This window comes from Pseudomonas sp. FSL R10-0056 (genome assembly GCF_009600105.1).
In the GTDB taxonomy this organism is placed as follows: Bacteria; Pseudomonadota; Gammaproteobacteria; order Pseudomonadales; family Pseudomonadaceae; genus Aquipseudomonas; species Aquipseudomonas bubulae.
In genome coordinates this window covers 104,714-130,793 of sequence record NZ_WIWL01000204.1, presented here as the reverse complement: position 1 = coordinate 130,793, position 26,080 = coordinate 104,714, and the positions used below count along the sequence as shown (strand labels likewise).

The following is a 26,080-nucleotide window of genomic DNA, read 5'->3' as shown; positions in this document are numbered from 1 at the left end:
GATCTATTTGCGCAACAGGCGCAAACCGTTGAACACCACCAACAGGCTGACGCCCATGTCGGCAAACACGGCCATCCACATGGTGGCCAAACCGAGGAAGGTTACCGCAAGAAAGATCGCCTTGATGACCAATGCCAAGGCAATGTTCTGTTTCAGGATGCTGGAGGTCTGCCGTGACAGGCGAATAAAAGCCGGTATCTTGCGCAGATCGTCGTCCATCAGGGCAACATCGGCGGTCTCGATCGCGGTATCCGTACCTGCCGCGGCCATGGCAAAACCGATCTCGGCACGGGCCAGGGCCGGAGCGTCATTAATGCCGTCGCCCACCATGCCTACATGATGGCCCTTGGCATACAGCGCTTCGATCGCCTTGAGCTTGTCTTCCGGGAGCAGGTTGCCCTGGGCTTCGTCGATACCGACCTGGGCGGCAATGGCGTTGGCCGTGTGAGGATTATCGCCGGTCAGCATCAGGGTCTTGATGCCCAACTCATGCAACTCGCGGATCGCTTCACGGCTGGTTTGCTTGACTGTGTCTGCCACGGCGAACAGCGCCAGCGGGCCTGCGCTGTCGCACAGCAAGATCACGGTTTTGCCCTGTTCTTCCAGCGCAAACAGCTCTGTCTCGAGTTCAGGAGAGCACAGGCCCAATTCTTCAACCAGGCGGTGATTGCCCAGGTGGTAGAGCTTGCCGTCGATTTCGCCACGCACTCCGCGTCCCGCCAGCGCGGTGAAGTTATCCACAGCACTCAAAGGCAGATTCTTATCCACAGCAGCATTAGCCACAGCCAGCGACACCGGATGATCGGAACGGCTTGCAAGGCTGGCGGCCAACAGCACCGCGCTGTCAGTGAACAGCGGATCAAGGGGCAGGTAATCGGTTTGCACCGGTTTGCCGTGGGTGATGGTGCCGGTCTTGTCCAGGGCCAGGAAGTCGAGCTTGTGGCCGCCTTCCAGGTACACCCCGCCCTTGACCAAAATCCCCTTGCGGGCCGCAGCCGCCAGGCCGCTGACGATGGTTACCGGCGTCGAAATCACCAGCGCACAAGGGCACGCCACCACCAGTAACACCAGCGCACGGTAGATCCAGTCAAACCATACGCCGCCCATAAACAACGGCGGGATCACCGCCACTGCCAGGGCAAAGGCAAACACCAGCGGGGTATAGATTTTCGCGAAGCTGTCGACGAAACGCTGGGTCGGTGCCCGGGCGCCCTGGGCCTGCTCTACAGCGTGAATGATCCGCGCCAGGGTCGAGTTGTTGGCCGCTGCCGTCACCCGGTATTCCAGGGCGCCGGACTGGTTGATGGTGCCCGCGAAGACTTTGTCGCCCAGCGCTTTCTCGATGGGCAGGCTTTCACCGGTGATCGGCGCCTGATCGACTGTGGAGTTGCCCGCTACCACTTCACCGTCCAGGCCGATACGCTCGCCCGGCCGTACCCTGACCAGGCTGCCCAGGGCGATGTCTTTGACCTCAAGCTCAATCCAGCTGCCATCCGCCTGCTGCACGGTGGCCTTGTCCGGCGCCATTTGCATCAAGCCACTGATGGCATTGCGCGCACGATCGAGGGATTTGGCTTCGATCAGCTCGGCCACAGTAAACAGGAACATCACCATCGCCGCTTCCGGCCATTGGCCGATCAGCACGGCCCCCGTCACGGCGATGCTCATCAGTGCATTGATGTTCAGGTTGAGGTTTTTCAGGGCGATCCAGCCCTTTTTATAGGTGGTCAGGCCGCCGCTGAGGATCGACACCAGCGCCACCAGCGCAATCACCCAGGTGGGTGCAGCATCGGTAAAGTGCAGCACTTCAGCCGCCAACGCGCCCACACCGGCCACGGCCAGAGGCCACCAGTGTTTTTTCGCTGGCAGTGCAGGCGGGGCCGCATCCGCACCGGAATCGATGGGCTCGGCGTGCATGCCGAGGGATTTGATTGCGTCGACAATCGGCCCGACGGACGGCAGGTCGTGGGTCACGCCCAATACCCGGTTGATGAGGTTGAATTCCAGTTGCTGCACACCCGCCAGCTTGCCCAGCTTGTTCTGGATCAGGGTCTGCTCGGTGGGGCAGTCCATCGCTTCAATGCGAAAGCTGCTCAGGCGCGCGCCCGCAGTGGCCGCGGCGGCCAGCTTGACGACGCTCGGTCCCCCTGCGCCAGGGCAGCAGCTATGGGCGTGAGCGTGCGTGTCGCCATGCCCATGTTCGTGATCGTGATCGTGATCGTGATCGTGATCGTGATCGTGATCGTGATCGTGATCGTGCTTGTTCGGTGCGTGAATGGAATCGCTCATCAGATTGCGTCCGGGAAAGGTGCCTGTTGCCAAGTAAAGACCCTGTAGCCACTATAGGGTCAAGCATCCTTTTGGAGAACTGCTTGATGAAAATTGGCGAACTGGCGAAATTGACCGACTGTCAGGTCGAAACCATCCGTTATTACGAACGCGAAGGGCTGCTGCCAGAGCCTGCGCGCAGTGAAGGCAACTACCGTTTGTACACCCAGGCCCATGTTGAGCGGCTGACGTTTATCCGCAATTGCCGCAGCCTGGACATGACCCTGGAAGAAATCCGCAGCCTGCTCAACCTGCGTGACAGCCCCCAGGATCAGTGCGAAAGCGTGAATGCGCTGATCGACGAACATATTCATCACGTCAAGGCGCGGGTCGACAGTTTGCTGGCCCTGCAGGCGCAATTGCTCGACCTGCGGCAAAAGTGTGGCGAGGGGCCTGACGGGGAGCATTGCGGGATTTTGCAGCAGCTGGAAGTCAGCGGCTCGGTCAGCCCGCCGGAAGGCGAGCCCAGCCATGTGGGCAGAAGCCACGGGCATTGATTGCAGGGCGCCGATGCAGGCCTTGGCCCTTCAATCGTGCCGGACGCGGAGCGCCTAAAACGCTATTCTGTCCAGGTTTTCCCCTTACAGAATGTGAACTGCCAAATGCCAGACTGGAACCACTACCTACAGCGCATCCTTGAGTTGATGAAGCGCTATCCAGGGCTGATCGCGGCGTTTGGCTTTTGCTCGGGGGTGGGCAGTTTCATTCTGGTGGACCGCCAGCAAGGCATGGCCCGCTGGATTGCGGTGATCCTGCTGGTGAGCTGGGTCTGGTTGATGCTGGAAAACACCTTCACCCGGCTGTTCAGCCGGGTGTTCAAGCGCGAAATACCTGAACCGCTGCTGCGCTATGCCACCCAGATGATCCACCAGGAAAGTTTTTTTTTCGTCCTGCCATTTTTCTTTATCACCACCACCTGGAACAGTGGCCAACTGGTCTTTACCGGACTTCTGGGCGTGTGCGCACTGATCGCCATCACTGACCCGCTGTATTACAAATGGCTGGCCCCCCGGCGCTGGCTGTTTCTGGCCCTGCACACCCTGGCCCTGTTCGCGGCCATGCTGACGGCGTTGCCGATCATCCTCAACCTCACCACCTCCGAGAGCTACAAGCTGGCGCTGGGCACCGCCGTGCTGCTGTCCATTCCCAGCCTGGCCGTGAGCCTGCCGCTGAAAACCTGGCGTGGCTGGCTGGTATTGCCCTTGATAGTCCTGGCCCTGGGCGGCACCGGCTGGCTGCTGCGATCCTGGGTGCCACCAGCTACGCTGTGGATGACCGAAGTGGCCGTCACCACCCAGTTGCAGGACCGCACGCCGGGCGAGAGCATCAAGCACATCAGCGTCAGCGAGCTGCGCAGTCGTGGCCTGTACGCCTATACCTCGATCAATGCGCCCCGGGGTTTGAATGAGCGGATTTACCATGTGTGGCAACTCAACGGCCAGGAGGTCGACCGCATCGCCCTGGATATTCATGGCGGGCGCAAAGAGGGTTATCGCGCCTGGACCCACAAGCAGAATTTCCCGCCGGACCCGGTGGGTCGCTGGCAAGTCCGGGTGTTGACCGAGGATGGGCAACTGATCGGCGTTTTGCGCTTCAGGGTTAACCTGGATCAATCTGCGCCTGCGGTTGTTAAGGCAAACTGAAGCACTTTTGCCGGATTGTGCTATTACATAAGGTCTGCGTTCAAACGTACCGAGCTGGGAGCTTAAGACTATTACGGCCATGGCGGGCAATGCCCAACTAGACACTTCCGGTAATCCGGCGCGACTGCTGATCAGCGGCGACTGGACGCTTGCCCATTACACACGCCTCAAGCAGCAGACCGAACAGCTGGTCGGCAAGTACGATGCACAGACCGCCATCAACCTGGACGACGTGTCCAGCATCGATACGGCCGGGGCTTCGCTGCTGGTGGAGCTGCTGGGGGCAGAGCGCGTCAGCCAGTTGACCGACACCGCACAAAAACTCCCCGCCGCCGACCGCGCCTTGCTGCAAACGGTCTATTCCTCGATGCGCGATTTTTGCGTGCCGGTCGCAGCCCAGGAACAGAACGTCGGCATCCTCTTGCTCAGCCGCATCGGCAGCGCGGTCTACAAGCTGTGGCAAGACTCCCTGCAACTGCTGGGGTTTATCGGCCTGATCCTGCAGACCCTGGCGCGCAACCTGTTTCGACCCAAACAATGGCGCATCACCCCGGTGGTGGCGCATATCGAGCAGATCGGTCTTAACGCCGCGCCGATCGTGGTGTTGCTGACCTTTATGGTGGGCGCCGTAGTGGCGTTTCTCGGGGCCACGGTACTGGCCAACTTTGGTGCGGGGATTTTTACCGTTGACCTGGTGGCGTTTTCCTTCCTGCGTGAATTCGGCGTGTTGCTCACCGCCATCCTGCTCGCCGGGCGCACGGCCAGTGCCTTTACCGCACAAATCGGCTCGATGAAGGCCAACGAAGAGATCGACGCGATCCGCACCCTGGGCCTCGATCCGATGGACTTGCTGGTGTTGCCACGGGTGCTGGCGCTGTTGATTTCCCTGCCGCTGCTGACATTCATGGCCATGATGGCGGGCATCCTCGGCGGTGCCGTGGTCTGCGTGGTGTCCCTGGGTATCTCGCCGGACATGTTTATTTCGCTGCTGCACTCGGATATCGGCGTGCAGCACTTTTTGGTGGGCATGGTCAAAGCGCCGTTCTTTGCCTTCCTGATTGCCGCGGTGGGCTGCCTTGAAGGCTTTAAAGTCAGCGGCAGCGCCGAGTCGGTGGGCGCCCACACCACGTCCAGCGTGGTCCAGTCGATCTTTATCGTGATCGTCCTCGACGCCGTGGCCGCGTTGTTCTTTATGGAGATGGGCTGGTGAGTACGTCCCTGCGCAAACCCGGCGAGACCGTGATCGAGGTGCGTGACCTGTGCAACCGCTTTGGTAGCCAGACCGTGCATGAACACCTCGACCTTGATGTGTACAAAGGTGAGATTCTCGGCGTGGTCGGCGGCTCCGGCACCGGCAAATCCGTGCTGCTGCGCAGTATTGTCGGTTTGCGTCGGCCCACTGAAGGGCAGGTCCGGGTGTTTGGCCAGGACTTGATGAGCCTTGATGAACAGGCGCGCTCAATGATCGAGCGGCGCTTTGGTGTGCTGTTTCAGATGGGCGCGCTGTTTTCTTCACTGACGGTAAAAGAGAACATCGCCCTGCCCCTGATCGAGCACGCCGGCCTGAGCCGGCCTGATGCCGAGCACCTGGCGTGCGTCAAGCTGGCGCTGTCGGGATTGCCCCTGTCGGCAGCAGACAAGTACCCGTCTTCACTGTCCGGTGGCATGGTCAAGCGCGCAGCGCTGGCCCGGGCGCTGGCGCTGGACCCGGACATCCTGTTTCTGGACGAACCCACCGCTGGGCTGGATCCGATCGGCGCGGCGGCCTTTGACCAACTTATCCTGACACTGCGCGATGCGCTGGGGTTAAGCGTGTTCCTGGTCACCCACGATCTCGACACGCTGTACACCATCACTGACCGGGTGGCGGTGCTGTCGCAAAAACGGGTGCTGGTGGCGGCACCCATCACTGAGGTCGAAGACTACGACGACCCGTGGATTCATGACTATTTCCATGGCCCCCGTGGCCGCGCCGCGTACGAAGCGGCAACCCACCTCAAGGAGCAATGACATGGAAACCCGTGCCCATCATGTATTGATCGGCCTGTTCAGCGTCCTGATTGTCGTCGGGGCCATGCTGTTTGGCCTGTGGCTGGCCAAGGCGAGCATGGACAGCACGTTCAAGGATTACGAAGTGGTGTTCAACGAAGCCGTCAGCGGCCTGTCCAAAGGCAGCTCGGTGCAATACAACGGGATCAAGGTCGGCGACGTGATCGAACTGCGCCTGGACGACAAGGACCCGCGCCGGGTACTGGCGCGCATTCGTCTGGCGGCCAACACCCCGGTCAAGGTCGACACCAAGGCCAAGCTGGCGCTGACCGGCGTGACCGGGACTTCGATCATCCAGCTCAGTGGCGGTGACCCCAACAGCCCGCCCCTCAAGGGCAAGGACGGCAAGCTGCCGGAAATCGTGGCTTCGCCCTCGCCCATTGCCCGCCTGCTCACCGACGGCTCTGACGTGATGGCCAACGTCAATATGCTGCTGCATAACGCCAATGCGTTGTTCTCCGAAGACAACGTCAACCGTGTCAGCAAGACCCTGGACAACCTTGAGCAAACCACTACGGCCATTGCCGGTCAGCGCGGCGATATCAGCCAGACATTGAAACAGCTGGCCCAGGTCGGTAAACAGGCCAGCGTCACGCTTGAGCAAACCAACGTGCTGATGCGCAACGCCAACGGCCTGTTGAGCACCGAAGGCAAACAGATGTTCAACAGCGCCGAGCAGGCCATGAACTCCCTGCAGCAGAGCACGGCGACGATCAACAAACTGATCAACAACAATGAGGACTCGCTCAACAGCGGCCTGCAGGGGCTGAATCAGCTCGGCCCTGCAGTCAATGAACTGCGCGAAACCCTTGGCACATTGCGCTCGATCTCGCGGCGCCTGGAATCCAATCCAAGCGGTTACTTGCTGGGCCGCGAGCAGAACAAGGAATTCACCCCATGAAGCGCACCTATCGCCTGGCAGGTTCCATCGCCCTTGCTACTGGCCTGAGCCTGCTCAGCGCCTGCTCGATTTTGCCCAAACCCGAGATAGTCGACGTGTATCGGCTGCCGGCGGCGCAAGCACCCATGGCCGTCAGCCAGAGTACACCAGTGAAGTGGTCATTGCGTCTGGAAAAGCCGATGACCACTGGCGCGTTGAACAGCCAGAACATCGTGGTGGTGCCTGAGGGCAACCTGATCAGTAACTACAAAGGTGCCCGCTGGAGCGATACGGCCCCGGTGCTGTTGCGCAACCGTCTGCTTGAGGCCTTCTTGCAGGATGGCAGGATCCAGGGCTTGAGCACCGATGACAGCAACTTGCAGTCCGATTACGAACTGGGGGGCGAATTGTTGGCGTTTCAGACCCACTACAACGGCAAAAGCCCGGAAGTGCTGATCCAGTACAACGCCCGCCTGGTACGCAGCAGCGATCAGCGGGTGATTGCTTCCAAACGCTTTGAGACGCGCCAGCCGCTGAGTAACCCGATGGTACCAGGCGTGGTCGCAGGTTTTGGCCAGGCCAGTGATGTGCTGATGCCACAAGTGGTGCAGTGGGTGATGCAGCAGGGGCAGGCGCAGCGTTAAAAAGCCCGAAGCAAGAGCCAAAAGCCCCTCCCCCCAACCCTCTCCCTGCGGAGAGGGTTGAAACCAGGTTCACACCTCCCTTCAATTAAAGACCGCTGTCTTGATACCGGCATTCGTAAATTCACACTAATCACCCTGCTGTAGGAGCGGGCTTGCTCGCGATGGGATCGACGCGGTGTGTCTGTCAGACCACGTCGTCCGAATCGCGAGCAAGCCCGCTCCCACGGGGTTACGCATGTTCTGGCGGCGGGTTCTTGTTCTCCTTGATCTTGTACGAAGCCACATACAGCGCTGGCAAAAACAACAGCGTGAGCAAGGTGGCCGATAGAATGCCGCCGATCATGGCGTAGGCCATCGGCCCCCAGAACACGTCCCGGGCAATCGGAATCATGCCCAGGCTGGCCGCTGCCGCGGTCAGCAGAATTGGCCGACGACGATGCTGGGTGGCTTGCATCACCGCGTGCCACGGATCGAAGCCGTCGCGTTCGTACTGGTCGATCTGGGTCACCAGGATCACCGAGTTACGCACGATGATGCCCACCAGCGCCAGAATCCCCAGGATCGCCACAAAGCCCATCGGCGTGCCGGTGGGCACCAGCGCCAGCACCACGCCAATCAGCCCCAATGGCGCGACACTCACCACCAGAAACATCTTGTGCACGCTTTGCAGCTGGATCATCAGGAAGGTTGCCATCAAGAACAGCATCAACGGCACGACTTTGGCGATCGGGCCCTGGGCCTTGGCGCTCTGCTCTACCGTACCGCCGGTTTGCACGTTGTAGCCTTCAGGCAGGTTGGTGGCGAACTTGTCGACCTCGGGCTTGAGCACCTTGACCAGATCGGTCGGCTGCATCGAGCCACGTACGGAGGCCTTGAGGGTCAGGGTGGGGATCCGGTCACGGCTCCAGATCAGCGGTTGCTCAAGCTCGTAGCGCACCGTGGCAAAGGCCAATAGCGGGATCGAGGTGCCGCTGGGGGTGGTGATCTGCAGGTTGAGCAGGGTTTCCGGGGTACCGCGCTCGTTGCTGTTGGCCCGCCCGACGATATTGATCAGGTAAATGTTGTCCTTGACCTGGCTGACGGCGGCACCGCTGACGATGCTGTTCATCACATGGGCCACGTCTTCGGATGACAGCCCGAACTGGCGGGCCTTGTCCTGGGCAATGTCGATACGCAGCACCTTGCCGGGCTCGTTCCAGTTGAAGATGGTTTCACCGACATTGGGGTTGGCGTCGAGCACCGAGGCCAGGTCGATCGAGTACTTGCGCACCAGGTCGATATTCGGCCCGCTGACCCGATATTGCAGCGGCTGGCCCACCGGCGGGCCCAGTTCCAGGGTGTGTACGAAGCTGCCCACCCCTACAAAGTCCTCGCGCAAGCGTTTGTTGAGCCGTTCGATCAGGGCATCACGGCTTTCCAGGCCTTTGCTGACAATCACCAACTGGGCATAGAAAGGGTTTTGCAGTTGCTGATCGAGCGGCAGGTAGAAACGGATCGCGCCTTCACCGATGTACGAGCTCCAGCGCACGATATCGTCATCGCCCTTGAGCGACTCCTCAAAACGCTGGGTGACCTTGAGCGTCTCCTGGATCGAAGCGTTTTGCGGCAGGTTCAGGTCCACCAGAATCTCGGGGCGGTCAGAGGCCGGGAAAAACTGGTTCTGCACCAGGCCCATGCCGAACACCGCCAGTACAAACATCAGCACTGTCGCGCCAATGGTCGTCCAGCGATAACGCATGCACCACAGCAGCGCGGTGTCGAAGGCCTGGGCCAGGCGCCCGGGTTTCTCGGGCTTGGGTTTGACCTTGGCGCTGAGGATATGCACGCCCAGCACCGGCGCGAACAGCACGGCCACCACCCACGACACCAGCATTGCCACGGCAATCACCGCGAACAGGGTGAAGGTGTACTCCCCCGCCGAGCTGTTGTTAAGGCCGATGGGCACAAAGCCTGCCACGGTCACCAGTGTCCCGGTGAGCATCGGGAACGCCGTGGAATGATAGGCAAAGGTTGCCGCCTGCTCCTTGGTTTCCCCAAGTTCCAGCCGGGTGATCATCATCTCCACCGTGATCATCGCATCGTCCACCAGCAGGCCCAGGGCGATGATCAGCGCACCCAGCGACACGCGCTGCATGGCGATGCCGGTAAATTCCATAAACACGAACACCAGCGCCAGCACCAACGGGATCGAGATCGCCACCACCAGACCGGCGCGCAGGCCCAGGCTGATAAAACTCACCGCCAGTACAATCACCACCGCCTCAAACAGGGCGCTGGTGAAGCCGCTGACAGCTTCCTCGACCACTTGCGCCTGATCGGACACCATATGCACGCCAACACCTACCGGTAACTGCGCGGTCAGGTCGTCGATGCGCTGCTGTAGTTGCTTGCCGAACTCCTGAATGTTGCCACCATCAATCATGGCGATTGCCAGACCAATGGCCGGCTTGCCGTTGTAATGGAACATGGGGGCCGCGGGGTCGACGTAGCCACGGGTGATTTCGGCAATGTCGGCCAGGCGGTAAAAACGGTCGTTGACCCGCAGATTCACGGCGGCCAGATCCTCAACGCTGTGGAACTGCCCCGAGGTGCGTACCGACATGCGCTCCGGCCCGGCCTCGATTACCCCGGCGGGAGTGACGGCGTTCTGCTCTTGCAGGCTTTCCAGAATGTGCTGTTGGTCGAGGCCCAAAGCTGCCAGTTTGCGGGTCGAGAAATCCAGATAGAAGGTTTCGTCCTGTTCACCGATGGTCATCACCTTGCCGCGATTGGGTACATCGCGAATGCCGGTGCGCACTTGCTCTACATAGTCGCGCAGCTGACGCATGGTGAAGCCGTCGCCGGTGAAGGCGAAAATGGTGCCATAGACATCACCGAACTCATCGTCGAACCCCGGGCCTTGAATGCCCTGGGGAAAGTCGCCGCGAATGTCGCCGATCTTTTTGCGCACCTCATACCAGATATGCGGGATGGCATCGGCTTTGGTGGTGTCCTTGAGGAACACAAACACCGTCGACTCACCGGGTCGGGTGTAGCTCTGCACGTAGTCGAGAGAATCCAGCTCCTCAAGCTTTTTCTCGATGCGATCGGTGATTTGCAGGCGGGTTTCGTCGACCGTAGCACCGGGCCATTTGGACTGGATGACCATGGTTTTGATGGCGAAGGACGGGTCTTCAGCGCGCCCCAGATTGATGTACGAAAAAATCCCGGCGACCACCGCCACAAACATCAAATACCACACAAATGACTGATGCTTCAGGGCCCACTCGGACAGGTTGAACTTCCCATTCATTGCGAGCTTTCCTTATCGAGTCTGACTTTCTGCCCGGGGGTGAGGCTGTACACACCTGCACTGACCACCCTGTCGCCGGTTTTGATACCACCCGACAACAGCACGTTGCGGGCGTCGCGGCGCAGTACGCTGACGTCACGCGGGCTGACGGTTTGGGTGGCGCTGTCAATGATCCATACGCGGCTGTGGCCGTCGACTTCCTGCAGGGCAGTGAGCGGCAGCTGGAAGTGCTCGGCTGTCGGGCTGCTGACGGTCACGCTCACCGAGCTGCCAAGACGGAATGCCGCCGGCGTCTGGTCCAGTGTCAGGCGGGTGCGCCGGGTGCGGGTGGCGCTGTCGGCTTGCGGGGCGATTTCGCGGACATGGGCGCGGGTGTTGATAGTCGGGTCGAGCTGGCCGGCGACGAGGAATTCGATACCTTTGGGCAGTGCTTCGGCCAACGGACCCGGCAGGTCGATGACCGCCTCCTTGATTTCAGGGCGGGCCAGTGTGACCACTTCCTGGCCAATGCTCACCACTTGCCCGGCCTCGGCATGCCATTGGGTAATCACGGCATCATGGTCGGCGCGCAGGTTGCAGTAGCTGAGCTGGTCCTGAGCCTGATTGACCGCAGCCTGCGCCTGCTGCATCGAAGCCTGTGTGGTCTTGAGGTCGGCTTGCGCGGTGTCCAGTTGGGCCTGGGCGCCCACACCACGGTCGAACAGCTCTTGCTGACGACGGGCATTGGCCCTGGCGTTGATCAATTGTGCCTGTACCTTGGCCAGATCACCCTGGGCCGCACGTAGCTGATTTTGCTGATCGGTGGGGTCGAGGTTGGCCAGAATGTCACCCTGTTTCACCACCGCACCCACATCGTAATAACGGCGCACGATGCGCCCCGGAACACGAAAGCCCAGGGTGCTTTCATAACGAGCTTCGATACTCCCAGCAAAGCGGCCCAGATCCTGGACCAGCTCGGGCCGGGCAATCACATACAGCGCCGGGCGAACGGGTTCCGGCGGCTGTTTCTCCGAGCAGCCCATCAGCATCGCAGCAGCCAGCGGCATCATCCATAAACGCCTCATAACTGCACCCCTTCGGCCGGTGCGGGAACGATTTCAACTTTCATGCCCGGGTGTAACAACTGCCCCCCTGCAACCACGACTTTTTCTCCATCCTTGAGGCCTTCGCTGACAATCACGCTGCCGGTCAGGTAGCGCCCGACCTTGACCCGTTGCAGGCGTACATTGCTTTGCTCGTCGGCGATCCATACGGCGGGCTCGCTGATGTCCTTGGTCAGGGCCGACCATGGCAGTTCAATGCTGGCGCTGGGCGGCGGGGTCAGGTTGACACTGACAATCGAGCCCAGGTCCATGCCCTTGGGCAAGGCGTCGAGCTGCACCTTGATCTGCAGCGTGCCGCTTTGTGCCGCAACCGTGGGAGTGATTTCACGGATCTGGCCGTTGACCTTGATCGTCGGATCGCTCAGCAGCGTGACCTGTACCGTGGGGTCTTTGGGGGGTTCGATAAACAGCGATTCATACACGTTGAATACGGCATCCCGTGCGCCATCGCGGGCCAGGGTAAAAATCGGCATGGTGGCCTGCACCACCTGGCCCACTTCGGCCTGGCGCGCGGTGATGATGCCCGGCGCCTCGGCTTCCAGGTTGCTGTAACTCAGTTGTTCGCGGGCGTTGGCCAATTGCGCCTGGGCCGCTGCGAGGGCACTTTTGGCGCTCAGTTGGGCGGCATTGGCAGCATCGTATTCGCTTTGGCTGGTGTAGCCCTTTGGCAGCAGCTTTTGCTGACGCACAAACGCCGCGCGGGTTTGCACCACTTGCGCCTGTTGCGCGTTAACGCTGGCCTGGGCGGTCTCGACCTGGATCTTCAGGTCTTTGGGGTCGAGACGGGCCAGCACCTGATGGGCCTGGATATGGTCACCTACATCCACCTTGCGCTCGATAATCTTGCCACCCACCCGGAATGACAGCTGGGTTTCGACCCGGGCCTGAATATCACCGCTGAGCTGGATCGGTGGGGCGAACTCACGGGTACTCACCTGTTGCACATACACCCGGGGGGACAGAGGCTCTTTGGGGCCCTCCTTGCCGCACGCGGTGAGAAGCGCCAACAGGCTCAAGCCCAAAATGCCCGTGTTCAGTGGACCAGCCATGCAAGCTCCTTTGCGTGATGCCGTTTAACATGCGGATACGGTTGATAGCGTAGAACAGTGTTCAGCGTCTGTGGGACTCTATTACCGCCTATCAGTTTCACGAAATGAGGTCACCCCATGCTCACCACCCTGGCCGTGGCCAACTACCGTTCCATCAATCAGTTGGTGGTGCCCCTGGCCCGGCTGAATCTGATCACCGGCCCCAATGGCAGTGGCAAATCCAACCTTTATCGCGCCCTGCGCTTGTTGGCCGAAACCGCCCAGGGGGGTGTGGTCAATGCCCTGGCCCGTGAAGGCGGCCTGAGCTCGACGTTCTGGGCCGGGCCTGAGGTGATCTCCCGCCGCATGAAGCTGGGCGAGGTTGATGTCAACGCCAGCGTGCGCCAGGAAGCCAAGCGCCTGCGCCTTGGTTTTGCCGGAGAAGACTTCAGCTACGCCATCGCCCTGGGCTTGCCGATACCCGGACGCACGCAGTTCAACCTCGACCCGCAGATCAAGCATGAGAGCCTCTGGGCAGGGCCTTTTTACCGCCCGGCCAGCGAGCTGGTTGAACGTAAAGGCCCCATGATCCGCGCCCGTGACGGCCGCAACTGGCAGGTGTTGGCACAGCACACGCCGCTTTTCGACAGCCTGTTCGATCAGGTCGGCAGCTTGCAGGCATCCCCTGAAGTGTTGCAGTTGCGCGAGTCCATCCGTGGCTGGCGTTTTTACGATCACTTTCGCACTGACCCCGACGCGCCTGTGCGCCAACCACAACTGGGCACGCGCACGCCGGTGCTGCATCATGATGGCCGTGATCTGGCCGCTGCGTTGCAAACAATCCTTGAGGTCGGCAACCCTGAAGCCTTGCATGCCGCGATCAGCGATGCATTCCCTGGCGCACGGCTGGAAATCGAATGTGTGCCCGGCGGGCATTTTTATATCGAGTTTTATCAAGAGGGGCTGCTGCGCCCGTTGTCTGCTGCCGAGCTCTCGGACGGTACCTTGCGCTATCTGCTGCTGGTTGCGGCTTTGCTGACCCCGCGTCCGCCGAGCATGATGGTGCTCAACGAACCGGAAACCAGCTTGCACCCCGATTTGTTGCCCGCGCTGGCGCGGCTGATCATCAGTGCTTCGCAGCACTCGCAGGTGTGGGTGGTATCCCATGCCCGGCGTCTGATCGCCGCCCTGCAACAAGACCCTGAGTGCAACTGCATCGTGCTGGAAAAAAACCTTGGCCAGACAGAAGTGGTCGGCCAACGCATGCTGGACCAGCCCGCCTGGTATTGGCCCGACAAATAAAAACGCCGACGCTATAAAAGCCGTCGGCGTTTTCAGTAGCCTGGCGTGTAATCAGAACGCTGGCAGTACCGCACCTTTGTATTTTTCAGCAATAAAGGCTTTTACTTCAGGGCTGGTCAGGGCCTTGGCCAGCTTCTGGATTGCGACGCTGTCCTTGTTGTCAGGGCGGGCAACCAGGAAGTTCACGTATGGCGAATCAGCACCTTCGATGATCAGCGCGTCAGTGGCCGGGTTCAGGCCTGCTTCCAGCGCGTAGTTGGTGTTGATCATGTCCAGGTCAACCTGGTCCAGCACCCGTGGCAGCAGTGCGGACTCAAGTTCCTTGAACTTGAAGTTGTGCGGGTTCTTGGCGATGTCCTTCGGGGTCGACACAGCGTTGGTCGGGTCTTTGAGTTCGATCAGACCGGCCTTTTGCAGCAGAATCAGGGCACGGCCGCTGTTGCTGCCTTCGTTAGGGATAGCGATGGTTGCGCCGTCTTTAAGCTCGGACAGGTTTTTGACTTTCTTCGAGTAGCCACCGAAGGGTTCAACGTGAACACCGATCACGGTGGTCAGGTTGGTGCCTTTGCCTTTATTGAAGCTTTCCAGGTATGGAAGGGTCTGGAAGTAGTTGGCGTCCAGGTGTTTTTCGGCCACTTGCACGTTAGGTTGCACGTAGTCGGTGAACACTTTGATTTCCAGATCCACGCCTTCTTTGGCGAGGGTTGGTTTGATCAGCTCAAGGATTTCGGCGTGAGGCACCGGCGTTGCGGCAACCACCAGTTTTTCGCCAGCCTGTGCCAGGCCTGCAGTCAAAGCAGCCGCCAATGCGGTAAACAACAGAACCTTTTTCATGCGATACCCTTATGTGTGTGACCGTTCGTATGACGGTTTTCCTGGAAGACGAAGCGGACAATACCGAGTTTCTTTATTCCAGAACAATAATATTTATTCAGCTTCTTATGCCATTTTGTTCACTTGAGTTTTTTTGGGAGCGGGCTTGCCCGCGATAGGAACGCCGTGGTGTGACAGATACACCGCGTCGCTGCCATCGCGGGCAAGCCCGCTCCCACAGGGTCAAGGCAACAACTGCCTGATCGCCGCCAACTCCTGTGCCGTGGCGCCTTTTATAAACAGCTCGATCTGGCTCAGAGCGTCAGGCAGGTTCAAGTGCTCGGGCTGGATCTCCTCGCCGGTGCTCACCAGTAATGCAAAATGAATCACGTTTTCCAGCTCACGGGTATTGCCCGGCCAGCTGTGGCGCTCAAGTACCCGCTGGGCTCTGTCGCTGATAAACGGCACGGGCAGGTTCAGGCGCTGGCTGTAAATGCCCAGGAAATATTCGGCCAGCGAAAGGATGTCTCCCGGCCGCTCGCGCAACGCGGGCAAGTCCAGCCGCCCTTCGCTGAGGTAGTGATACAGCCGCTCGTGGAATTTTCCGGCAGCCACCGCCTGCGCCAGATCGATACTGGTGGCCGCCACCAGGCGCACGTCCACCGGGCTCGGTTGATGGGCGCCCACACGGGTAACTTCGTGGGTTTCCAGGGCCGCCAGCAGCTTGGTCTGGATTGCCCATGGCAAGTCGCCGATTTCGTCCAGATAAAGAGTCCCGCCATTGGCCGAACCAAACCACCCGGCGCGGCTGCTGGCCGAACTGCTGTGTGTTCCGGCGGCATAGCCAAACAGCTCGGCGTCAGCGTAAGTGGGGCTGATGGCACCGCAATTGACTGACACAAACAGGCCGGTGCGGTCACTGGCGCGGTGGATATGTCGAGCCAGCAACTCTTTGCCGCTGCCGGTTTCACCACGGATCAGCACGGGCAAGGCGCGCGGCGCGAGCAGCTCCAGATCGTTGCGTAATTGGCGCGAGCGGGGGTCGACAAACACCAGCGCTTTGGCGCGAATGCTCAGCGGGCTTTTTTCCGCGTCAGGAAAGGTCAGCAGCGGCTGACCGAAGGTTTCATGCAGGCTCATGGCAGGCTCCCGCCCGCCGCCGGAGGGTGGGCGCGGGCGTTACAGGAATTCACGCGCGACGCAGGGCGCCGTGCTCGATACGGGTTTGCAGGCGGTATAAAAAGGCGAAGCCTTGCTCCCAGCGCTGGTGTCCGGATTTAACGTTGATATGCCCGGCGCCGCTGATGATGCCGATCTCGGCGCCCCATTGACGGGCAAATTCCATAGCCCGTGGCGCGCTGACAGCACCATCGTTATCCGAGCTGACGATGTGGCTTGGAAAAGGCAACGACCGGGTCGGGATCGGGGCAAAGTTGCGCAAGGCCGGCGCACAGGCCGGGCGCTCGACGTCTGCCGGGGCCACCAGCAACGCGCCGCGCACTTGGTTTAACAGGCTTTCTGGCGCACGCTCGGCCCAATGGGCTACGGTAATGCAACCCAGGCTGTGGGCGATCAGGATCACGGGGGTGCTGTCGGCAGCAATGGCTTCGGCCAGGGCGGCGATCCAGTCTTCGCGGCGGGGCGTCAGCCAGTCGGCCTGCTCCACCCGAGCACTGTTCGGCAAGCTGTTTTGCCAGTGGGTTTGCCAATGATCGTCGGACGAACCTTGCCAGCCCGGCACTATCAAATAGCGAATCGAATCGTTGCCCATGGGTGTGCGCCTCCAGCGGTATGTGTGTTACCGAGTCAGTATAGGGACGGTTTTTAGATTCGCTAAGGAATAAGAAGCTATTTGTTTATAACTAAAAATAAAAACTTGAGGGTTGTGCACCATGAAAAGCCTGGTCGACCATTTGAGCCAATATGCTGCCTATCACCGCGACCCACACAATATCGCCACGCATTTCGTGGGCATCCCGCTGATCGTGATTGCCGTTGCAACCCTGCTGTCGCGCCCGCAATGGATGGGTATTTCACCGGCAGTGCTGGTGATGCTGGCCAGTGCCGTGTTTTACCTGCGCCTTGAGTTGCGCCTGGGGTTGTTGATGACGCTGCTGCTGGCTTTGACGGTGTGGCTGGGGCACGCGCTGGCGGGGTTGGGCACCGCTGCCTGGCTGGGCTGGGGCATTGGACTGTTTGTGGTGGGCTGGGTGTTCCAGTTTGTCGGGCATTACTACGAGGGGCGCAAGCCGGCGTTTATCGATGACGTCACCGGGCTGATCGTGGGACCGCTGTTCGTGGTGGTGGAACTGGGGTTTTTGCTGGGCTGGCGCGAGGATTTGCGTCGAGAGATGGCGCTGCGCGCCGGTTAGCGCATTGTGGGAGCGGGCTTGCTCGCGATTGGGCCACCGCAGGGTGAAAGAGTCACCGCGTCGTGGCCATCGCGGGCAAGCCCGCTCCCACAAGGGCAGGTCAGTGTTTGAACGCCTGATGCAACTGCGCCAGGGTTTCGAAGTGGTACTTGGGTGCAAACGAGTTCAGCTCTTCAAAGCTGCCAAAGCCATAGCCCACCGCCGCTGCGTCCATGCCGTTGTCGCGGGCACCGATCAGGTCGTGCTTGCGATCACCGATCATCAGGGTTTGCGCCGGGTCCAGTCCTTGTTCGTTGACCAGATGGGCAATCAGCTCAACCTTGTTGGTGCGGGTACCGTCCAGCTCGCTACCGTAGATCACCTTGAAGTGCCTGGCGAAATCAAAGTGGCGGGCAATTTCGCGGGCATAGATATGCGGCTTTGAGGTAGCGATAAACAGTTGGCGGCCCTGTGCAACCAGCTCTTCCAGCAAGGGAGTGACACCCTCGAACACTTCATTTTCGTACAGCCCGGTCACGGCAAAACGCTCGCGGTAAAAGCCCATCGCCTCCCACGCCTTCGCCTCGTCGAAGCCATAACTGGCCATGAACTGTTGCAGCAGCGGCGGGCCGATAAAGTGCTCGAGTTTGCTCAGGTCTGGCTCATCAATGCCCAGTTTGCTCAAACCGAACTGGATCGAGCGGGTGATCCCTTCCCGTGGGTCGGTCAGGGTGCCATCGAGGTCGAACAATACGTTCTGGTAATGCATGCAGGGCTCCAAAAAGGGGGGCTTAAACGGGCTGGGCGTAGCCTTCGGCCAAGTGCTGGTCCTTGAGCTTGACGTAATTGCCGGCACTGTAGGTAAAGAAGGCCTTTTCTTTTTCGGTCAATTCGCGCACTTGCTTCACCGGGCTGCCCACATACAGAAAGCCGCTGGCCAGGCGTTTGCCCGGTGGCACCAGACTGCCCGCGCCGACGATCACGTCGTCTTCAATCACGGCGCCGTCCATCACGATGCTACCCATGCCGATCAGGATGCGGCTGCCCACGTTACAGCCGTGCAACATGACTTTGTGGGCGATGGTCACGTCATCACCGATCAGCAGCGGGAAGCCTTCAGGGTTGAAGGGCCCGGCGTGGGTGATGTGGAGTACGCAACCGTCCTGCACGCTGGTGCGCGCACCGATGCGGATGCGGTGCATATCGCCGCGAATCACGGTCAGTGGCCAGATGGAACTGTCGGCGCCGATTTCGACGTCACCGATCACCACCGCCGAGCGATCGACAAAGGCACGCTCTCCCAAGGTCGGTGTGTGCTGCTGGAATGGACGAATGGACACAAATAGCTTCCTTCTTTAGCCGTAATAGGGCGTTGCAATGCTGCGGTCAGCGTCGATTGTAATTAAGATGAGCCAATGTTTCTTCCAGCCAAGGTGCCAAACGTGAGCGAGAACAACCCTCTATTGCAGCCCTATGACCTGCCGCCGTTCTCGGCGATCCGTCCTGAGCACGTACAGCCGGCCATCGAGCAGATCCTCGCCGACAACCGTGCCGGCATTCAAGCCATCCTCAAGGATCAGGGCCAGAACCCGACATGGGCAGGCCTGGTATTGGCGATGGATGAGTTGAACGACCGGCTGGGCGCGGCCTGGAGCCCGGTCAGCCACCTTAACGCGGTGTGCAACAGCGCAGAGCTGCGTGAAGCCTATGAGGCCTGCCTGCCGGCATTGAGCGCTTACTCCACCGAGATGGGCCAGAACCGCGAACTGTTCCAGGCCTTTGAAGCCCTGGCCCACAGCCCGCAAGTCGGCGACTTCGACCAGGCCCAGAAAACCATTCTTGAGCATTCGCTGCGCGACTTCCGCCTGTCGGGTATCGACCTGCCGGAGGCCGAGCAAAAGCGTTACGCCGAGGTACAAAGCAAGCTTTCCGAGTTGGGCAGCAAGTTCTCCAACCAGTTGCTGGACGCCACCCAGGCCTGGACCAAGCACATCACCGACGAAACAGCACTGGCGGGCCTGACCGACTCGGCCAAGGCGCAAATGGCGGCTGCCGCACAGGCCAAGGGCCTGGACGGCTGGCTGATCAGCCTCGAGTTCCCCAGCTACTTCCCGGTGATGACCTACGCCGAAGACCGCGCCCTGCGCGAAGAAGTCTACGCGGCTTACTGCACCCGCGCCTCGGACCAGGGCCCGAATGCCGGCAAGTTCGACAACGGCCCGGTAATGGAAGAAATTCTCGACCTGCGTCAGGAGCTGGCCAAGCTGCTGGGTTTTGCCAGCTTCGCCGAGCTGAGCCTGGCCACCAAAATGGCCGAGACACCGGATCAGGTGCTGACCTTCCTGCGTGACCTGGCCAAGCGCAGCAAGCCGTTCGCTGCCCGCGACCTTGAGCAACTGCAAGCCTACGCCAGCGAGCAAGGTACCCCTGAGCTGAAAAGCTGGGACACCGGCTTCTTTGGCGAAAAACTGCGTGAGCAGCGCTACAGCGTGTCGCAAGAAGCCCTGCGCGCCTACTTCCCGATCGACAAGGTACTGGGCGGGCTGTTCGCCATTGTCCAGCGCCTGTACGGCATCGAAATTGCCGAAATCAAAGGTTTCGATACCTGGCACCCGGATGTTCGCCTGTTCGAAATCAAGGAAAACGGCCAGCACGTCGGGCGCTTCTTCTTCGACCTCTATGCCCGCGCCAACAAGCGTGGCGGTGCCTGGATGGACGGTGCTCGCGACCGTCGCCGCACCGCAGCCGGCAAGCTGCAAAGCCCGGTGGCCAACCTGGTGTGCAACTTCACTCCAGCCGTTGCGGGCAAGCCTGCACTGCTGACCCACGACGAAGTGACTACCCTGTTCCACGAATTCGGCCACGGCTTGCACCATATGCTGACCGAGATCGAACACGCGGGTGTGTCGGGCATCAACGGCGTAGCCTGGGATGCGGTCGAACTGCCGAGCCAGTTCATGGAGAACTGGTGCTGGGAACCTGAAGGCCTGGCGCTGATTTCCAGCCACTACGAAACCGGCGAAGCACTGCCAAAAGACCTGCTGGATAAAATGCTCGCAGCCAAGAACTTCCAGTCCGGGCTGATGATGATTCGTCAGCTGGAGTTCTCGTTGTTTGACTTCGAACTGCACGCCACCCACGGTGACGGTCGCAGCGTTGCGCAGGTGCTTGACGGCATCCGCGACGAAGTTTCGGTGATGCGTCCGCCTGCCTACAATCGCTTCCCGAACAGCTTTGCGCATATTTTCGCCGGCGGTTACGCCGCGGGTTACTACAGCTACAAGTGGGCAGAAGTGCTGTCGGCCGATGCGTTCTCGCGTTTTGAAGAAGAAGGCGTGTTCAACCCGCACACCGGCAAAGCGTTCCGCCAGGCGATCCTGGCCCGTGGCGGCTCGAAGGCCCCGATGGAGCTGTTCAAGGACTTCCGTGGCCGTGAGCCGTCGATTGACGCCCTGTTGCGTCACAGCGGCCTGACCGAGGACTCGGCAGCATGAGTGATGCACCGGTGAACGTGAGCAAAAAACGCTTTATCGCCGGGGCTGTCTGCCCGGCGTGCAGCGAACCTGACAAGTTGATGATGTGGAACGAAGACGAAGTGCCGCACCGCGAATGCGTGGCCTGCGGTTATTCGGATACGTTGAATGAACAGGGTTTGTCGGTGCCCAAGGAGTTGGGTACGCGGGTCAATACGTCAGCGCTGAAAAAAGCACCGGATCCCAAGGTGCAGGCGGTGCAGTTTTTTCCTAATCCGAAACTGAAAAAGCCCTGAAGATCAACAGCCCCTCACCCTCTCCCGGAGGGAGAGGGGACTGAAGTCAAAAGCAGATTCACGCAACGCCATAGATCAAGCCCCCTCTCCCTCCGGGAGAGGGTTGGGGTGAGGGCGCTCGTGCTTTTAAGCCTTCTGCCACACCTTGGGCTTGAAGAACAACGTCTCGCCCCGCGCCAGATCGGTCAGGCTGTCATGGTCCTTGACCACTTCCACTTCGATCAACTCGCTCTGCCCTTCAACCTTCAATGTCACCCGGGTGGTTGCACCCAATGGGCGAATGTCACGCACCTCTGCAGCATGATGGTCTTCGATCTCGTGACGCGACAGTGACACTTCATGCGGACGGAACAGCACATGCTGGTCCTCACCGATATGCAGGCGGTTGGAGTCACCCAGGAAGTGATACACAAAGTCGCTGGCCGGGTTTTCATAAACTTCGCCCGGTGAGCCGATCTGCTCGATTACGCCCTTGTTCATCACCACGATACGGTCGGCGACTTCCATCGCTTCTTCCTGGTCATGGGTCACGAACACGGAGGTCAGGTTGATATCTTCGTGCAGGCGCGCCAGCCAGCGGCGCAGTTCTTTACGCACCTTGGCGTCCAACGCACCAAACGGTTCGTCCAGCAGCAGTACCTTGGGTTCTACCGCCAGGGCACGGGCCAGGGCGATACGCTGACGCTGACCGCCTGACAGCTGCTCAGGGTAGCGATCCGACAGCCAGTCCAGCTGCACCATGTTCAGCAACTCGTGGACTTTTTCAGCGATGCGGGTTTCGCTCGGGCGTTCCTTTTTCGGCTTCATGCGCAGGCCGAAAGCCACGTTATCGAACACCGTCATATGGCGGAACAAGGCGTAATGCTGGAACACAAAACCGACGTTGCGATCACGCACATCGTGCCCAGAGACGTCTTCTCCGTGGAACACGATGTTGCCTTCGTCCGGGGTTTCGAGGCCGGCGATAATGCGCAGCAAAGTGGTCTTGCCGCAGCCCGACGGGCCGAGCAGGGCCACCAGCTCACCGCTATGAATGTCCAGATTGATGCTGTTCAGGGCCTTGAAGGCATTGAAGTTCTTGCTGACGTTACGGACTTCGATCGACATGGTTTATTCCTCCGCGGCGCTGGCGCGCAGGCGGTTAATACGGGATTCGCTCCACTGCTTGAGCAGCAGGATGAAGAGCGCCAGGATCAGCAACAGGGTGGCCACGGCGAAGGCGGCAACGTGGTTGTATTCGTTGTAGAGAATCTCGACGTGCAGCGGCAGGGTGTTGGTCACCCCGCGAATGTGCCCGGAAACCACCGACACCGCACCGAACTCACCCATCGCCCGCGCAGTACACAGCACCACGCCGTAGATCAGGCCCCATTTGATATTGGGTACGGTCACGTGCCAGAACATTTGCCAGCCATTGGCGCCCAGCAGGCGTGCGGCCTCCTCTTCCTGAGTGCCCTGCTCCTGCATCAGCGGGATCAGTTCCCGGGCCACAAAGGGCACGGTCACGAAGATGGTGGCCAGCACGATACCCGGCAAGGCGAATACGATCTGGATGTCGTGGTCCTGCAACCACGGACCGAGAAAGCCCTGCGCGCCAAACATCAGCACGTAGACCAGACCGGCGATCACCGGTGAGACCGAAAACGGCAGGTCGATCAGGGTGACCAGGATGCTCTTGCCGCGAAAGCTGTACTTGCTCACGCACCAGGCCGCGCTGACGCCGAAGACCACGTTCAGTGGCACCGAAATCACCACGGCGATAATGGTCAGCTTGAGGGCCGACAGGGCGTCGGGTTCGAGGATGGCGTCGAAAAAAGTACCGACCCCCATTTTCAAACCCTGGGACACCACGATCAGCAGCGGCAGCAGCAGGAACAGGGTGAAAAACAACCAGCCGAAGCCGATCAGCAGGCGCCGCGACAGCGGGCTGCCACGGCGGGCGGCATTGGCCACGGATGAAGCGCTCTGTGTTGAGCTGGACATGGTCAGGCCTCCTTCACGGTTTTTCGATGCGACGCTGAATCAAATTGATGATCAGCAGCAAAATGAAGGAAACCACCAGCATCATCACGCCAATGGCCGTGGCGCCGGTGTAGTCGTACTGGTCCAGCTTGACCATGATCAGCAGCGGCAGGATTTCGGTTTTGAACGGCATGTTACCCGCGATAAAAATCACCGAGCCGTACTCGCCCACACCGCGGGCAAAGGCCAGGGCAAAACCGGTCAACCAGGCGGGCAGCAAGGCTGGCACCAGGATGTAGCGGAACACTTGCAGGGGCTTGGCGCCCAGGCAGGCAGCGGCTTCTTCGATTTCACGGGGGATATCGGCCAGCACTGGCTGCACGGTGCGCACCACAAACGGCAGCGTGACGAACGTCAGTGCCAGGGTGATGCCCATCGGGGTGTAGGCAATCTTGAAACCCAGGTCGTTGGCGAACTGGCCGATCCAGCCGTTGGGGGCGTACAGGGCTGTCAGGGCGATACCGGCCACGGCAGTCGGCAGGGCAAACGGCAGGTCGATCATGGCATCGATGACCTTGCGTCCGGGGAAGGTATAGCGCACCAGCACCCAGGCCAGCACGGTGCCGATCACGCCGTTGATAATGGCGGCGACAAAGGCGGTGCCAAAGCTCAGTTGCAGGGCGGCCAGCACCCGGGGGGCAGTGATAATGGCCCAGAACTGGTCCCAGGTCAGTTGGGCGGCATGCACGAACATCGCAGCCAGCGGGATCAGCACAATCAGACTGAGGTACACCAAGGTGTAGCCCAGTGTCAGCCCGAAGCCGGGTATGACGGGGGAGATACGACGAGACATAAGAGTCCTTGGTTAACGCACGAAGCCCGCAACTCGGTCGCGGGCTCTATGTTCTAGCTTTCAGCGAGGCCAAAGGCCCCACCCCACAGGTTACTGCGCCTGGTAGATCTGGTCGAACACACCACCGTCATTGAAAAATTTCGGCTGCGCAGTTTTCCAGCCACCGAAGTCTTTGTCGATAGTCACAAGCTCCAGTTTCGGAAACTGCTGTGCGTACTTGGCAGCGATTGCTGCGTCACGCGGGCGGTAGAAATTTTTTGCAGCAATTTCCTGGCCGGCCGGGCTGTACAGGTGTTCGAGGTAGGCTTTGGCGATTTCGGCATTGCCCTTTTTATCGGCGTTTTTGTCGACTACAGCCACTGGCGGCTCAGCCAGGATCGACAGGGAAGGTACGACGATGTCGAATTTATCGGTACCGCCATCCTCCTTGAGTGCCAGGAATGCTTCGTTTTCCCAGGCCAGCAACACATCACCCTGACCGTTGTTGACGAAGGTGATAGTCGAACCCCGGGCGCCGGTGTCCAGTACGGGCACATGCTTGAACAGAGTCTTTACATATTCTTTGGCTTTTTCTTCGTTGCCGCCGTTGGCTTTCAGGCCGTAAGCGTAGGCTGCAAGGAAGTTCCAGCGCGCGCCGCCGCTGGTTTTAGGGTTCGGGGTAATGACCGATACGCCGTCCTTGGTCAGGTCGCCCCAGTCCTTGATGCCTTTAGGGTTGCCCTTGCGCACCAGGAACACGATGGTCGAGGTGTACGGGGTGCTGGCGTCCGGCAGGCGGGTTTGCCAGTTTTCCGGCAGCGAGCCCTTGTTCAGCCTGGCGATTTCGTCGATGTCACCGGCCAGGGCCAGGGTTACCACGTCAGCGCGCAGGCCGTCGACCACGCCGCGGGCCTGTTTGCCCGAGCCGCCGTGGGATTGCTGGATTTTGACGTTGTCACCCGGGTGGCTGGCTTTCCAGAACTGGGTGAACTCAGTGTTGTAATCCTGGTACAGCTCGCGGGTTGGATCGTAGGAAACGTTCAACAACTCGTAATCTTTGGCTACAGCGGAGCCAGCAAAAATGGCACTGGCCAGCGCGGCCAAAGCGTAACGGCGTAGGGACATAGGTGAGGCTCCAAAGCATTTTTTAATTTTTATTGAGCGCACTCAGGTGAATGCGCTTGAACGATTCAGGCGTTTTTCTGACTCGGGTTTTGCAGGCGGAATTTCTCTTTGCGTTCGATCTGCACCACTTGCGCGTTATGCACAGTGATTTCCACAGCACCAAAGCGCAGGTCTCGCAGCGCGCTCTGGATTTCCCGCAGGATGGTTGCTTCGTCCTGGCCGTCAACGCTACGCAGAGATGCGCTCATGGTGCTGCTCCTGAAAATGGGGTGCCGACAGGGTTGCTGGCGTAGGGGCAATAGTAGTGAGGTGTAGATATTCTTAAAAATACTATTTAAGAATGTTTATATAACTGAAAGCTCAAAACAGGCGCTTGAGCACCATGTGTAGCAGCTGCCGAAGGCTGCGTCCGGTTGCTAAGCGACCGTAAATACTGCGCGCGATGTTTTTCTGACACAGCGCAGGGTTCGGTTTTACGACCGCGGCGCGGCCGGACGCAGCCTCGTTCCTTCGGCAGCTGCTACGAATTTCCCAGCGGCAAACTGGGACGCGACTACACTCCAACTGCCTTATAACGACAGGATGTTTTGCAAAGGTGGGAACTGTTGCTGGACAGTCAGCACAAGTGGGATCACCTTAGAGCGGCTGTCGTCTTTTCCTGCATAGTCTGGAGTCTTTATGTCGTTTACCCCTGAGTTGGTTGCCGAACTGGAAGTCCTTGCACTGTTTGACTTGGAAAGTACCCTTGAGGGCCTGAAGATTCATCAACATGCCGCGCCAGAAAAAGTCGCCGCGGCGCAGCGCCTGTTCGAGAAAAAACTGATCGATCAACCCGATGGTGGCTATCTGACAAGCCTGGGACGTGATGCTGCCGAAAGTGTCCAAGTACTGCTGTCGATTCTTGTTGAATCCAAAGAAGTTGCCTGACGCCACGCCCCGCCCTCGGGATCTGAACGATT

The 26,080-nt window shown here is 59.9% G+C and carries 25 protein-coding genes; 11 read left to right on the top strand and 14 right to left on the bottom strand.

The window, feature by feature from the left end:
* Nucleotides 1-3 precede the first annotated feature (3 nt).
* Nucleotides 4-2,289: a heavy metal translocating P-type ATPase gene (locus GHO42_RS19330; RefSeq protein ID WP_153326709.1), complete on the bottom strand. Its 2,286-nt coding sequence runs from the start codon at nucleotides 2,287-2,289 to the stop codon at nucleotides 4-6.
* A gap of 86 nt (nucleotides 2,290-2,375) precedes the next feature.
* Here GHO42_RS19330 and cadR point away from each other — a divergent pair, with 86 nt between their 5' ends.
* From cadR to GHO42_RS19300, 6 genes are all read left to right on the top strand, one after another.
* A complete protein-coding gene (gene cadR / locus GHO42_RS19325; RefSeq protein WP_094999775.1) occupies nucleotides 2,376-2,825 on the top strand; it encodes a Cd(II)/Pb(II)-responsive transcriptional regulator in 450 nt (149 codons plus the stop codon).
* 105 nt (nucleotides 2,826-2,930) lie between these two features.
* Entirely contained in the window at nucleotides 2,931-3,971 is a 1,041-nt protein-coding gene (locus GHO42_RS19320) for a DUF5924 family protein (protein ID WP_094999774.1), read from the top strand.
* Between the two features lie 79 nt (nucleotides 3,972-4,050).
* A complete protein-coding gene (locus GHO42_RS19315; protein ID WP_094999773.1) occupies nucleotides 4,051-5,181 on the top strand; it encodes an ABC transporter permease in 1,131 nt (376 codons plus the stop codon).
* Between the two features lie 8 nt (nucleotides 5,182-5,189).
* Nucleotides 5,190-5,981, top strand: a complete 792-nt coding sequence (locus GHO42_RS19310; RefSeq protein WP_153326752.1) for an ABC transporter ATP-binding protein — start codon at nucleotides 5,190-5,192, stop codon at nucleotides 5,979-5,981.
* Nucleotide 5,982: 1 nt separating this feature from the next.
* Entirely contained in the window at nucleotides 5,983-6,921 is a 939-nt protein-coding gene (locus GHO42_RS19305) for an MlaD family protein (protein ID WP_094999771.1), read from the top strand.
* On the top strand, nucleotides 6,918-7,544 hold the full coding sequence (locus GHO42_RS19300) for an ABC-type transport auxiliary lipoprotein family protein (protein ID WP_094999770.1): 627 nt from the start codon (nucleotides 6,918-6,920) through the stop codon (nucleotides 7,542-7,544). The genes GHO42_RS19305 and GHO42_RS19300 overlap by 4 nt, the downstream gene beginning before the upstream one ends.
* A gap of 229 nt (nucleotides 7,545-7,773) precedes the next feature.
* Here GHO42_RS19300 and GHO42_RS19295 read toward each other — a convergent pair whose 3' ends face one another.
* From GHO42_RS19295 to GHO42_RS19285, 3 genes are read right to left on the bottom strand one after another with little or no spacing between them, the layout of a single operon-like run.
* Entirely contained in the window at nucleotides 7,774-10,836 is a 3,063-nt protein-coding gene (locus GHO42_RS19295; RefSeq protein WP_095017844.1) for an efflux RND transporter permease subunit, read from the bottom strand.
* Complete coding sequence (locus GHO42_RS19290) at nucleotides 10,833-11,900, bottom strand: efflux RND transporter periplasmic adaptor subunit (RefSeq protein WP_094999768.1); 1,068 nt, start codon at nucleotides 11,898-11,900, stop codon at nucleotides 10,833-10,835. The genes GHO42_RS19295 and GHO42_RS19290 overlap by 4 nt, the downstream gene beginning before the upstream one ends.
* Entirely contained in the window at nucleotides 11,897-12,988 is a 1,092-nt protein-coding gene (locus GHO42_RS19285; protein WP_095020494.1) for an efflux RND transporter periplasmic adaptor subunit, read from the bottom strand. The genes GHO42_RS19290 and GHO42_RS19285 overlap by 4 nt, the downstream gene beginning before the upstream one ends.
* A 117-nt stretch (nucleotides 12,989-13,105) precedes the next feature.
* On the opposite strand from GHO42_RS19285, the gene GHO42_RS19280 reads away from it, so the two are divergent.
* The gene (locus GHO42_RS19280; protein WP_095020495.1) at nucleotides 13,106-14,269 is read left to right on the top strand and encodes an AAA family ATPase; all 1,164 of its coding nucleotides are present in this window, start codon (nucleotides 13,106-13,108) and stop codon (nucleotides 14,267-14,269) included.
* A 51-nt stretch (nucleotides 14,270-14,320) separates the two neighbouring features.
* On the opposite strand, the gene GHO42_RS19275 is transcribed toward GHO42_RS19280, so the two are convergent.
* The 3 genes from GHO42_RS19275 to GHO42_RS19265 form a co-directional block, all read right to left on the bottom strand.
* Entirely contained in the window at nucleotides 14,321-15,103 is a 783-nt protein-coding gene (locus tag GHO42_RS19275; RefSeq protein WP_095017848.1) for a MetQ/NlpA family ABC transporter substrate-binding protein, read from the bottom strand.
* Between the two features lie 222 nt (nucleotides 15,104-15,325).
* Entirely contained in the window at nucleotides 15,326-16,222 is an 897-nt protein-coding gene (locus tag GHO42_RS19270) for a sigma 54-interacting transcriptional regulator (protein WP_094999764.1), read from the bottom strand.
* A gap of 49 nt (nucleotides 16,223-16,271) precedes the next feature.
* Nucleotides 16,272-16,853, bottom strand: a complete 582-nt coding sequence (locus GHO42_RS19265; protein WP_094999763.1) for an alpha/beta hydrolase — start codon at nucleotides 16,851-16,853, stop codon at nucleotides 16,272-16,274.
* A gap of 121 nt (nucleotides 16,854-16,974) precedes the next feature.
* On the opposite strand from GHO42_RS19265, the gene GHO42_RS19260 reads away from it, so the two are divergent.
* Nucleotides 16,975-17,454 carry a DUF962 domain-containing protein gene (locus GHO42_RS19260; RefSeq protein ID WP_094999762.1) on the top strand — a complete coding sequence of 160 codons (480 nt, stop codon included), beginning with the start codon at nucleotides 16,975-16,977 and terminating at the stop codon, nucleotides 17,452-17,454.
* A 100-nt stretch (nucleotides 17,455-17,554) separates the two neighbouring features.
* On the opposite strand, the gene GHO42_RS19255 is transcribed toward GHO42_RS19260, so the two are convergent.
* Together GHO42_RS19255 and GHO42_RS19250 are read right to left on the bottom strand one after the other, a co-directional pair.
* Complete coding sequence (locus tag GHO42_RS19255; RefSeq protein WP_095024863.1) at nucleotides 17,555-18,202, bottom strand: HAD family hydrolase; 648 nt, start codon at nucleotides 18,200-18,202, stop codon at nucleotides 17,555-17,557.
* Nucleotides 18,203-18,224: 22 nt separating this feature from the next.
* A complete protein-coding gene (locus tag GHO42_RS19250; RefSeq protein ID WP_095017850.1) occupies nucleotides 18,225-18,773 on the bottom strand; it encodes a gamma carbonic anhydrase family protein in 549 nt (182 codons plus the stop codon).
* Nucleotides 18,774-18,875: 102 nt separating this feature from the next.
* Here GHO42_RS19250 and prlC point away from each other — a divergent pair, with 102 nt between their 5' ends.
* Together prlC and GHO42_RS19240 are read left to right on the top strand one after the other, a co-directional pair.
* Nucleotides 18,876-20,927, top strand: a complete 2,052-nt coding sequence (gene prlC / locus GHO42_RS19245; RefSeq protein ID WP_094999976.1) for an oligopeptidase A — start codon at nucleotides 18,876-18,878, stop codon at nucleotides 20,925-20,927.
* Nucleotides 20,924-21,202, top strand: a complete 279-nt coding sequence (locus GHO42_RS19240; RefSeq protein WP_094999759.1) for a YheV family putative zinc ribbon protein — start codon at nucleotides 20,924-20,926, stop codon at nucleotides 21,200-21,202. Before prlC ends, GHO42_RS19240 begins: the two co-directional genes overlap by 4 nt.
* A gap of 126 nt (nucleotides 21,203-21,328) precedes the next feature.
* On the opposite strand, the gene GHO42_RS19235 is transcribed toward GHO42_RS19240, so the two are convergent.
* The 5 genes from GHO42_RS19235 to oscA all read right to left on the bottom strand — a co-directional run bounded on the left by GHO42_RS19235 (nucleotide 21,329) and on the right by oscA (nucleotide 25,369).
* A complete protein-coding gene (locus GHO42_RS19235) occupies nucleotides 21,329-22,309 on the bottom strand; it encodes a sulfate/molybdate ABC transporter ATP-binding protein (RefSeq protein ID WP_094999758.1) in 981 nt (326 codons plus the stop codon).
* 3 nt (nucleotides 22,310-22,312) lie between these two features.
* Nucleotides 22,313-23,185 (bottom strand): sulfate ABC transporter permease subunit CysW, encoded by an 873-nt coding sequence (gene cysW / locus GHO42_RS19230; protein WP_094999757.1) that lies wholly within the window; start codon nucleotides 23,183-23,185, stop codon nucleotides 22,313-22,315.
* Between the two features lie 13 nt (nucleotides 23,186-23,198).
* On the bottom strand, nucleotides 23,199-24,017 hold the full coding sequence (gene cysT, locus GHO42_RS19225; RefSeq protein WP_095017851.1) for a sulfate ABC transporter permease subunit CysT: 819 nt from the start codon (nucleotides 24,015-24,017) through the stop codon (nucleotides 23,199-23,201).
* 90 nt (nucleotides 24,018-24,107) lie between these two features.
* Complete coding sequence (locus GHO42_RS19220; RefSeq protein WP_095017852.1) at nucleotides 24,108-25,121, bottom strand: sulfate ABC transporter substrate-binding protein; 1,014 nt, start codon at nucleotides 25,119-25,121, stop codon at nucleotides 24,108-24,110.
* A gap of 65 nt (nucleotides 25,122-25,186) precedes the next feature.
* Complete coding sequence (gene oscA, locus GHO42_RS19215; protein ID WP_016782652.1) at nucleotides 25,187-25,369, bottom strand: sulfur starvation response protein OscA; 183 nt, start codon at nucleotides 25,367-25,369, stop codon at nucleotides 25,187-25,189.
* A gap of 430 nt (nucleotides 25,370-25,799) precedes the next feature.
* Here oscA and GHO42_RS19210 point away from each other — a divergent pair, with 430 nt between their 5' ends.
* Nucleotides 25,800-26,048 (top strand): TIGR02647 family protein, encoded by a 249-nt coding sequence (locus tag GHO42_RS19210; RefSeq protein ID WP_094999754.1) that lies wholly within the window; start codon nucleotides 25,800-25,802, stop codon nucleotides 26,046-26,048.
* Nucleotides 26,049-26,080: the final 32 nt, after the last annotated feature.